This window comes from Cupriavidus sp. HPC(L) (genome assembly GCF_000307735.3).
Classification (GTDB): domain Bacteria; phylum Pseudomonadota; class Gammaproteobacteria; order Burkholderiales; family Burkholderiaceae; genus Cupriavidus.
This window is the reverse complement of record NZ_AMPR02000096.1, coordinates 1-9,475: the sequence shown is the minus strand read 5'-3', so window position 1 is coordinate 9,475 and position 9,475 is coordinate 1. Positions and strand designations below refer to the sequence as shown.

Annotated in this window: 10 protein-coding genes; 7 read left to right on the top strand and 3 right to left on the bottom strand. The window is 66.8% G+C overall.

Features of this window, described 5'->3' with window-relative positions:
- Positions 1-131: 131 nt before the first annotated feature.
- The 7 genes from B551_RS07305 (at position 132) to iscX (ending at position 5,419) form a co-directional block, all read left to right on the top strand.
- Positions 132-1,349: an IscS subfamily cysteine desulfurase gene (locus B551_RS07305; protein WP_023263778.1), complete on the top strand. Its 1,218-nt coding sequence runs from the start codon at positions 132-134 to the stop codon at positions 1,347-1,349.
- 47 nt (positions 1,350-1,396) lie between these two features.
- Positions 1,397-1,801, top strand: coding sequence for a Fe-S cluster assembly scaffold IscU (gene iscU / locus B551_RS07300; RefSeq protein WP_006577713.1), 405 nt, complete (start codon positions 1,397-1,399; stop codon positions 1,799-1,801).
- Between the two features lie 23 nt (positions 1,802-1,824).
- Positions 1,825-2,145 carry an iron-sulfur cluster assembly protein IscA gene (gene iscA, locus B551_RS07295; RefSeq protein ID WP_023263777.1) on the top strand — a complete coding sequence of 107 codons (321 nt, stop codon included), beginning with the start codon at positions 1,825-1,827 and terminating at the stop codon, positions 2,143-2,145.
- A gap of 117 nt (positions 2,146-2,262) precedes the next feature.
- A complete protein-coding gene (gene hscB, locus B551_RS07290; RefSeq protein ID WP_006577716.1) occupies positions 2,263-2,781 on the top strand; it encodes a Fe-S protein assembly co-chaperone HscB in 519 nt (172 codons plus the stop codon).
- A gap of 124 nt (positions 2,782-2,905) precedes the next feature.
- On the top strand, positions 2,906-4,771 hold the full coding sequence (hscA, locus tag B551_RS07285) for a Fe-S protein assembly chaperone HscA (RefSeq protein ID WP_006577717.1): 1,866 nt from the start codon (positions 2,906-2,908) through the stop codon (positions 4,769-4,771).
- A gap of 47 nt (positions 4,772-4,818) precedes the next feature.
- The gene (gene fdx / locus B551_RS07280) at positions 4,819-5,157 is read left to right on the top strand and encodes an ISC system 2Fe-2S type ferredoxin (RefSeq protein ID WP_006577718.1); all 339 of its coding nucleotides are present in this window, start codon (positions 4,819-4,821) and stop codon (positions 5,155-5,157) included.
- Positions 5,158-5,224: 67 nt separating this feature from the next.
- A complete protein-coding gene (gene iscX / locus B551_RS07275) occupies positions 5,225-5,419 on the top strand; it encodes a Fe-S cluster assembly protein IscX (RefSeq protein WP_006577719.1) in 195 nt (64 codons plus the stop codon).
- Positions 5,420-5,499: 80 nt separating this feature from the next.
- On the opposite strand, the gene lysS is transcribed toward iscX, so the two are convergent.
- From lysS to prfB, 3 genes are all read right to left on the bottom strand, one after another.
- Positions 5,500-7,032: a lysine--tRNA ligase gene (gene lysS / locus B551_RS07270; RefSeq protein WP_006577720.1), complete on the bottom strand. Its 1,533-nt coding sequence runs from the start codon at positions 7,030-7,032 to the stop codon at positions 5,500-5,502.
- A gap of 41 nt (positions 7,033-7,073) precedes the next feature.
- Positions 7,074-7,856 carry an SDR family oxidoreductase gene (locus B551_RS07265; protein WP_006577721.1) on the bottom strand — a complete coding sequence of 261 codons (783 nt, stop codon included), beginning with the start codon at positions 7,854-7,856 and terminating at the stop codon, positions 7,074-7,076.
- 85 nt (positions 7,857-7,941) lie between these two features.
- Positions 7,942-9,046, bottom strand: a protein-coding gene (gene prfB, locus B551_RS26035; RefSeq protein WP_157071931.1) for a peptide chain release factor 2 whose coding sequence is annotated in 2 segments (ribosomal slippage) — positions 7,942-8,964 and positions 8,966-9,046 — 1,104 coding nt in all. Because the reading frame shifts where the segments join, the coding sequence is not laid out codon by codon here.
- Positions 9,047-9,475: the final 429 nt, after the last annotated feature.

Sequence of the window (9,475 nt, the reverse complement as noted above, 5' to 3'; positions counted from 1 at the left end):
CGGAAAAGGCGGACAAGCCCGCCCGGCCCAAGATGGTGAATTCGGTTTTCAGCCTGGCGCAGTCCTGAGCGGACCGCGGCCAGGCGACGCACAATGTCCCACCCGGCAGTCAAAACAAGGCAGTGACAACGATGAGCACCCCACATTTCCCGATCTACATGGATTATTCGGCCACCACGCCGGTGGACCCGCGCGTGGCGGACAAGATGATTCCGTATCTGCGCGAGCAGTTCGGCAATCCCGCCTCGCGCAGCCACGCCTACGGCTGGGAAGCCGAGAAGGCCGTCGAGGAAGCGCGCGAGCAGGTCGCGGCGCTGGTCGGCGCCGATCCGCGCGAGATTGTCTGGACCTCCGGCGCGACCGAGTCCGACAACCTGGCGATCAAGGGCGCGGCCAATTTCTACTCGGGCAAGGGCAAGCACATCATCACGGTCAAGACCGAACACAAGGCCGTGCTCGACACCACGCGGGAGCTGGAGCGCCAGGGTTTCGAGGTGACCTACCTCGACGTGCAGGAAAACGGCCTGATCGACATCGAGGTGTTCAAGCAGGCGCTGCGCCCTGACACCATCCTGGTGTCGGTGATGCTGGTCAACAACGAGATCGGCGTGATCCAGGACATCGAGCAGATCGGCGAGATCTGCCGCGAGAAGGGCATCATCTTCCATTGCGACGCCGCGCAGGCCACCGGCAAGGTCGGGATCGACCTGTCGAAGCTGAAGGTCGACCTGATGTCGTTCTCGGCGCACAAGACCTATGGCCCGAAGGGCATCGGCGCGCTGTATGTCCGCCGCAAGCCGCGCGTGCGCATCGAGGCGCAGATGCACGGCGGCGGCCACGAGCGCGGCATGCGTTCGGGCACGCTGGCCACGCACCAGATCGTCGGCATGGGTGAAGCCTTCCGCATCGCCCGCGAGGAAATGGCGACCGAGAACGAGCGCATCCGCATGCTGCGCGACCGCCTGTGGAACGGCCTGTCCGGCATGGAAGAGGTCTATCTGAACGGCGACTTCGAGCGCCGCGTGCCGCACAACCTGAACGTCAGCTTCAACTTCGTCGAAGGCGAGTCGCTGATCATGGCGATCAAGGATGTCGCCGTGTCGTCGGGCTCGGCCTGCACCTCGGCCTCGCTGGAGCCGTCCTATGTGCTGCGCGCGCTGGGCCGCAACGACGAGCTGGCGCACAGCTCGATCCGCTTCACCGTCGGCCGCTTCACCACCGAACAGGAGATCGATTACACGGTCGAACTGTTGAAGAGCAAGATCGGCAAGCTGCGCGACCTGTCCCCGCTGTGGGAGATGTACAAGGACGGCGTGGACCTGAATTCGATTCAATGGGCGGCGCATTGAACGCTGTCCATCCGACCCCATAAAAGATACGTCACAGAGGTAGCCAAATGTCTTACTCCAACAAGGTACTCGACCACTACGAAAACCCCCGTAACGTCGGCTCGTTCGACAAGAACGACGACGCCGTCGGCACCGGCATGGTCGGCGCGCCGGCCTGCGGCGACGTGATGAAGCTGCAGATCAAGGTCAACGAGCAGGGCGTGATCGAGGACGCGAAGTTCAAGACCTACGGTTGCGGCTCGGCAATCGCCTCGTCGTCGCTGGTGACCGAGTGGGTCAAGGGCAAGACCGTGGACCAGGCGCTGGAGATCAAGAACACCCAGATCGCCGAGGAACTGGCGCTGCCGCCGGTCAAGATCCACTGCTCGATCCTGGCCGAGGACGCGATCAAGGCCGCGGTCGAGGACTACAAGAAGAAGCACGCGGGCGCCCCGACGCAGCAGACCGCCTGAGCGATCGAAGGGAAGTGGTAGCGATGATCACATTGACCGAAAAAGCCGCGAAGCACGTTTCGCGCTATCTGGACCGCCGGGGCAAGGGCATCGGCCTGCGGCTCGGCGTCAAGACGACCGGCTGTTCCGGCCTGGCGTACAAGCTCGAGTATGTCGACGAGCTGCAGCCGGAGGACCAGGTGTTCGAGTCGCACGGCGTCAAGGTGGTGGTCGATCCCAAGAGCCTGCCCTATATCGACGGCACCGAGCTCGACTTCGCCCGCGAAGGGTTGAACGAAGGCTTCCGCTTCAACAACCCGAACGTCAAGGACGAGTGCGGTTGCGGCGAATCGTTCCGCGTGTAAGGCCGGCGGCCTGAGCGTTTTCCTCTCCCGCTGGCGGGAGAGGGCCGGGCACGGTGGCGGCGCCTCGCGCATCGGCGCGCGCCGCCGCCCCCGCCACAGCCTTCCAGCAGGACTACCTTGAAAGACGATTACTTTGCCCTGTTCGGGCTGCCGGCCCGCTTTACCGTCGACGAGGCCGCGCTCGACGCCGCCTACCGCACGGTGCAATCGCAGGCCCATCCGGACCGCTTTGCCCATGCCGGCGACGCCGAACGGCGCGTCGCGATGCAATGGGCCGCGCATGCGAACGAGGCCTACCGGACCCTGCGCCAGCCGCTCAAGCGCGCGATCTATCTGCTGTCGCTGCGCGGCATCGATATCCAGGCCGAGAACAATACGGCCATGGCGCCCGATTTCCTGATGCAGCAGATGGAATGGCGCGAGGCGCTGCAGGATGCGGTACAGCAGCGCGACGCCGCGGCGCTGGACGCGCTGCTGCGTTCGCTGCGGCAGGAGAAGCGCGAGCGCCAGAGCGCGCTCGGCGGCCTGCTCGATGCCGGCGACGACGAGGCCGCGGCGGCCGCGGCGCGCCAGCTGATGTTCGTCGAGAAGATCGAGCACGACGCGAGCGAGGCGATCGACCGCCTCGAAGGCTAGCGCGGCCGGCACCATCGCGGGGGCCATGACACAATGGCGCCCCGGCAAAAGCGGGTAATGCGGCGGTACGCGCTGGTCGTTCGCCCGGCCATCGCGCCGCCTGCCCCGACAACAGAAGATTGACATGGCACTGCTTCAGATTTCCGAACCCGGCATGTCGCCGGCGCCCCACCAGCGACGGCTCGCGGTCGGTATCGACCTCGGCACCACCAATTCGCTGGTGGCGGCCGTTCGCAACAGCATTCCCGAGGTGCTGGCCGACGAGAGCGGCCGCACGCTGCTGCCGTCGGTGGTGCGCTATCTGCCGAACCGGACCGCGCAGATCGGCTTCCGCGCGCAGGAAGAGGCGGTGCGCGACCCCAAGAACACGATCGTCTCGGTCAAGCGCTTCATGGGCCGTGGCTTGCACGACGTCGCGCATATCGAGCACACCCCGTACGACTTCGTCGACGCGCCCGGCATGCTGCAGATCAAGACCGTCGCCGGCGTCAAGAGCCCGGTCGAGGTGTCGGCCGAGATCCTGGCCACGCTGCGCCAACGCGCCGAGGATGCGCTGGGCGACGACCTGGTCGGCGCGGTGATCACCGTGCCCGCCTATTTCGACGACGCGCAGCGCCAGGCGACCAAGGACGCGGCGCGTCTGGCCGGCCTCGAAGTGCTGCGCCTGCTGAACGAGCCGACCGCGGCGGCGATTGCCTACGGGCTCGACAACGCCTCGGAAGGGATCTACGCGGTCTACGACCTGGGCGGCGGCACCTTCGATATCTCGGTGCTGAAACTGACCAAGGGCGTCTTCGAGGTGATGGCGACCGGCGGCGATTCCGCGCTGGGCGGCGACGACTTCGACCAGCGGCTGGTCTGCTGGATCGTCGAGCAGGCCGGCCTGCAACCGCTGTCGGCCGAGGACACGCGCCTGCTGATGGTGCGCGCGCGCGCCGCCAAGGAGGCGCTGTCGGAGGCCGACAGCACGGTGATCGACGCGGTGCTGGGCACCGGCGAGATCGTCCACCTGCCCTTGACCGCCGAGCAGTTCCGCGAGATGACCGCGCATCTGGTGCAGAAGACGCTGGCGCCGGTGCGCAAGGCCCTGCGCGATGCCGGCGTGGCGCCCGACGAGGTCAAGGGCGTGGTGCTGGTCGGCGGCGCCACGCGCATGCCGTCGATCCGCAAGGCGGTCGCCGATTTCTTCGGCCAGCCGCCGCTGACCAATCTCGATCCGGACAAGGTGGTCGCGCTGGGCGCGGCGATGCAGGCCAATCTGCTGGCCGGCAACCATGCGCCGGGCGAGGACTGGCTGCTGCTCGACGTGATTCCGCTGTCGCTGGGCGTCGAAACGATGGGCGGCCTGGTCGAGAAGATCATTCCCCGCAACAGCACGATCCCGGTCGCCCGCGCGCAGGAGTTCACCACCTTCAAGGATGGCCAGACCGCGATGGCGATCCATGTGCTGCAGGGCGAGCGCGAACTGGCCAGCGACTGCCGTTCGCTGGCGCGCTTCGAGCTGCGCGGCATTCCGCCGATGGTGGCCGGCGCCGCCCGTATTCGCGTGACCTACCAGGTCGACGCCGATGGGCTGCTGTCGGTCTCCGCGCGCGAGCTGCATTCCGGCGTCGAGGCCTCGATCACCGTCAAGCCCTCGTATGGTCTCGGCGACGACGATATCGCCCGGATGCTGCAGGACAGCTTCCGCGAGGCCGAGCATGACATGAGGAGCCGTGCGCTGGCCGAGGAACGGGTCGAGGCCGAACGCCTGCTCGAGGCCACGCGCAGCGCGCTGCAGGCCGACGGCGATCTGCTGTCGGACGACGAGCGCGCCCAGGTCGAAGCGCTGATGACGCAGGTCCGCGAGACCGCCGCCGGCGACGACCATCTGGCGATCAAGGCCGCCATCGAAACGCTGTCGCGCGGCACCGACGAGTTTGCCGCCCGGCGCATGGACCGCTCGATCAAGAACGCGCTGGCCGGCCGCAAGGTGCAGGAGCTCGGCTGAAGGGCGCTCGCCACGGGACGCCCGTCACCCCCACATCAGGACCTGATATGCCACAGATTGTCGTACTGCCCCACGCCGAATACTGCCCAGAGGGCGCCGTCATCGAAGCCAAGAAGGGCACCAGCATCTGCGACGTGCTGCTCGAACATGACATCGAGATCGAGCACGCCTGCGAGAAGTCGTGCGCCTGCACCACCTGCCACGTGGTGGTGCGCGAGGGTTTCGATTCGCTGAACGAGGCCGAAGAGAAAGAGGAAGACCTGCTCGACAAGGCCTGGGGCCTCGAGCCGAATTCCCGGCTGTCCTGCCAGGCGATCGTCGCCGACGAAGACCTGACCATCGAGATTCCCAAATACACGATCAACCACGCCAAGGAAGGCCACTGAGCCCTGCATTGCCTGCCCGGGCGGCATGGCAACCCCGACGGCGAACGAAGACCTTGGAGAACCCCTGATGAAATGGACCGACACCTATGACATCGCGGCGGCGCTGTACGACAAGTACCCCGACGTCGATCCGCTGACCGTGCGCTTCACCGACCTGCGCCGCTGGGTGCTGGAACTGGACGGATTCGACGACCTGCCCGAGCGTTCGGGCGAAAAGATCCTCGAGGCCATCCAGGCAGCGTGGATCGCGGAAGCCGAGTAGGCTGCGGACGCAAAAAAAAGCGCGCTTCATGGAAGCGCGCTTTTTGTTTGGCCGCCGGCCGGGCCCCGCGGGCCCTTGGCTCAGTCTTCCCGCCGCAGATGCGGGAACAGGATCACGTCGCGGATGTTCGGGCTGTCGGTCAGCAGCATCACCAGGCGGTCGATGCCGATGCCGCAGCCGCCCGTCGGGGGCATGCCATATTCCAGCGCGCGGATGTAGTCGGCGTCGAAATACATCGCCTCTTCGTCGCCGGCATCCTTCTGCTCGACCTGCTTGCGGAAGCGCTCGGCCTGGTCCTCGGCATCGTTGAGCTCCGAGAAGCCGTTGGCGATCTCGCGGCCGGTGATGAACAGCTCGAAACGCTCGGTAATGCCCGGCACCGTATCGGAGGCGCGCGCCAGCGGCGATACCTCGACCGGATAGTCGACGATGAAGGTCGGCTCCCACAGCTGGCTCTCGGCGGTCTCCTCGAACAGCACCAGTTGCAGCGTGCCCAGGCCCGCGTTCAGGAATTGCGGCGCGCTGGTGTTGACGCCGAACTTCTTCAGCTCCGCGCGCAGGAAGTCGGCATCGGCCAGCTGCGCATCGGTGTATTGGGGCGCGTACTTCTGGATCGCCTGCGTGATGGTCAGCCGGTGGAAGGGCTTGCCCAGGTCCAGCTCGCGGCCCTGATAGGTCAGCGTCGCGCTGCCGCGCGCGTCGATCGCCGCCTTGCGGATCAGGTCCTCGGTGAAGTCCATCAGCCACCGGTAGTCGGTATAGGCCGCGTAGAACTCCATCATCGTGAACTCGGGGTTGTGGCGCGGGCTGACCCCCTCGTTGCGGAAATTGCGGTTGATCTCGAACACGCGCTCGAAGCCGCCGACGATCAGCCTCTTCAGATAGAGCTCGGGCGCGATGCGCAGGAACATCTGCATGTCCAGCGCATTGTGGTGCGTGATGAAGGGCTTGGCCGCGGCGCCGCCGGGAATCGGATGCAGCATCGGCGTTTCGACTTCCATGAAGCCGGCCTCGGCCATATGGCGGCGCAGCGACGAGATTGCCTCGGTGCGGGCGCGGAACGTTGCGCGCGTCTCCGGCGAGACGATCAGGTCGACATAGCGCTGGCGGTACTTCATTTCCTGGTCGGCCAGGCCGTGGAACTTGTCCGGCAGCGGGCGCAGCGACTTCGACAGCAGGCGCAGCTCCTGCACCTGCACCGACAGTTCGCCCTTGTTGGTGCGGAACAGCAGCCCGCGCGCACTGACGATGTCGCCCAGGTCCCAGTGCTTGAACTGGGCGTAGACCTCTTCGCCGACCTTGTCGCGCGTGATGTAGAACTGGATCTGGCCGCTGCCGTCCTGCACCGTGGCGAAGCTGGCCTTGCCCATCACGCGCTTGAGCATCATGCGGCCGGCCACCGCGACCTCGACCGGATTGGCCTCGAGCGCGGCCTGGTCGGCCTCGCCGTACTGCGCGTGCAGGCCGGCGGCCTGGTGGGTCGGCCGGAAGTCGTTGGGGAAGGCGACGCCTTGCTGACGCAGCGCCTGCAGCTTCTCGCGCCGTTCGGCAATGATCTTGTTTTCGTCGACGGCGGGGGCCTGCTCGGCAGGCGCGCGGGTGGGTTCGGTCATGATGTCGTCAAAGGGCGGGGCACGAGGGCCGCGCGGGAAAGTCAGGTATTGCGGATATCGTCGAGTTCGGTGCTGCCGAAGTCGGCGCGCTGCAGATAGGCGGCGATGCGGGCGGCGGCCTCGTCGGGGCTGGTCAATTGCGCGTTGGCCTTCAGCGAGCGGAAGCGTTCGACCTGGGCGAAGTCGGCCTCGCGGATCGCGGCCTGCATGCCGGTATCGACCACGCCCGGGGCCAGCGCCACCGCGCGCACGCCGCGCTCGGCCGGCAGCGACGCGTATTCGGCATTGACCGAGCGCACGAACATGTCGAGCGCCGCCTTGCCGGCGCAGTAGGCGCTCCAGCCCTCGACCGGCCGGCGCGCGGCGCCGGACGAGATCGCCAGCACCTTGCGTGGGCAGCCGAAGCGCTCGCTGCGCGCCAGGAAGGCCGCGGTCATCGTCATCGGCGACACCAGGTTGGTCATCAGGTGCGGCACCAGCGTGGCCTCCTGCAGCTCGGCGATCGGCGCGATCGGCTCGATCACGCCGGCGTTCAGCACCAGCGTCGCGCTGGCGGGGGCATCGACGCTGTCGAGCACGCTGGCCAGCCAGCTTGCCCCCTGCGCGGGCTTGGACAGGTCCTGCAGGTGCCAGGCGATCGGCACGCCGCTGGCCTGCGCGGCCTGCTCCAGTTCCGCGTTGCGGCTGCGCGCCACGCACACCAGCCGGTTGCCCGGCACCATCAGCGCGCGCACCAGCGCCGCGCCCAGCCCGCGCGAGGCGCCGGTGACGATGATCAGATGCGAAGCGTCGGTCGAAGCGTCGGTCGATGCGGCTGTGGTCATGGATGTCGCCCTGGCGGAGAGAGGTCGGAACCCGCGGCACGGCCGCGCCGCGGGAGGGGTGGCGCGGCCCGCGCCGGTGCTGCGCTTACAGGCCCTGTTTCAGGCTCGCCTCGATGAAGTTGTCCAGGTCGCCGTCCAGCACCTTCTGCGTGTTGGACATTTCGACGTTGGTGCGCAGGTCCTTGATGCGGCTCTGGTCCAGCACGTACGAGCGGATCTGGTGGCCCCAGCCCACATCGGTCTTGGTCGATTCGAGCTTGTCGGCCTCGGCCTGGCGCTTGCGCATCTCGTGTTCGTACAGGCGCGACTTCAGCATCGACATCGCCTCGGCGCGGTTGCGGTGCTGCGAGCGGTCGTTCTGGCACTGCACGACGATGCCGGTCGGGATATGCGTGATCCGCACCGCCGAATCGGTCTTGTTGATGTGCTGGCCGCCCGCGCCGGAAGCGCGATAGGTATCGACGCGCAGGTCCGCCGGATTGATCTCGACCTCGAACGAGTCGTCGACCTCCGGATAGACGAACACCGACGAGAACGAGGTGTGCCGGCCGCCCGACGAATCGAACGGCGACTTGCGCACCAGCCGGTGCACGCCGGTCTCGGTACGCAGATAGCCGAACGCGTATTCGCCCTCGACCTTGATCGTGGCGCTCTTGATGCCGGCGACGTCGCCCTCGGATTCTTCCAGCACTTCGGCCTTGAAGCCCTTGCGCTCGCAGTACTTCAGGTACTGGCGCAGCAGCATCGAGGCCCAGTCGCACGCCTCGGTACCGCCGGCGCCGGCCTGGATGTCGATGAAGGCATTGGCCTGATCGAGTTCGCCGGAGAACATGCGGCGGAACTCCATGTCGGCGACGGTCGCCTCGAAGCCCTTGACGTCCTCTTCGATCGACACCAGCGTGTCGTCGTCGCCCTCTTCACGCGCGAGCTCGAACAGCTCCTGCGCGCTTTCCAGATCCTCGCTCAGCTTGCCCAGTACCTGGACCACGCCTTCGAGCATCTTCTTTTCCTTGCCGAGATCCTGGGCCCGCTTCGGGTTGTTCCAGACCTCGGGGTCCTCCAGTTCGCCGTTGACTTCGGCCAGACGTCCTACCTTGACGTCGTAGTCAAAGATACCCCCGTAGATCTTCCGTCCGGGAACGGAGATCGGAGATGGCGCCGGAGATGGCGTTGAGGCGTTCTGCTTCCATGGTGTTCTTGCGCTTTGAAAACCGTGAATTATAGCGGAACGGGGAGGCATTCCCCGGGCAATGACGGATAATGCGCCGCGCGGAAGGCCCCGCATGGCGCCCGCCGCCGGCGCGCTCGCCGGGGCCTGCGGGGGCCGTTTCCCGAGGGCGCGCCGAACTGTGGCCGTGACCGATGGTCTACAGTTGCGGGTGCGTCAACCGTTACATCGGTGGCGCCGCTTCCGTTTTTATCCGCCGTTCCAGTCCGCCGTTGCGCCAGCCGAGGCCGTAGATCGAGGCCCTCGATATTGCCGCGGGCGCCAGAATTCCGATGCAGCCATGACGATGCCAGCCACCTCGACCTTCCCGACCGCGACCGCCACCAACGACCCCGCCATCGGCCGCCGGCGCGCCATCGCCGCGCTGGCCGCCACGATGCTGGCGACGCTG

Excerpts from the sequence above, each read along its gene's own strand:
- iscX (WP_006577719.1), top strand. The coding sequence starts at position 5,225 with ATGAAATGGACCGACACCTATGACATCGCGGCGGCGCTGTACGACAAG.
- B551_RS07265 (WP_006577721.1), bottom strand. The coding sequence starts at position 7,856 with ATGACCACAGCCGCATCGACCGACGCTTCGACCGACGCTTCGCATCTG.
- iscA (WP_023263777.1), top strand. The coding sequence starts at position 1,825 with ATGATCACATTGACCGAAAAAGCCGCGAAGCACGTTTCGCGCTATCTG.
- iscU (WP_006577713.1), top strand. The coding sequence starts at position 1,397 with ATGTCTTACTCCAACAAGGTACTCGACCACTACGAAAACCCCCGTAAC.
- lysS (WP_006577720.1), bottom strand. The coding sequence starts at position 7,032 with ATGACCGAACCCACCCGCGCGCCTGCCGAGCAGGCCCCCGCCGTCGAC.
- fdx (WP_006577718.1), top strand. The coding sequence starts at position 4,819 with ATGCCACAGATTGTCGTACTGCCCCACGCCGAATACTGCCCAGAGGGC.
- B551_RS07305 (WP_023263778.1), top strand. The coding sequence starts at position 132 with ATGAGCACCCCACATTTCCCGATCTACATGGATTATTCGGCCACCACG.
- hscA (WP_006577717.1), top strand. The coding sequence starts at position 2,906 with ATGGCACTGCTTCAGATTTCCGAACCCGGCATGTCGCCGGCGCCCCAC.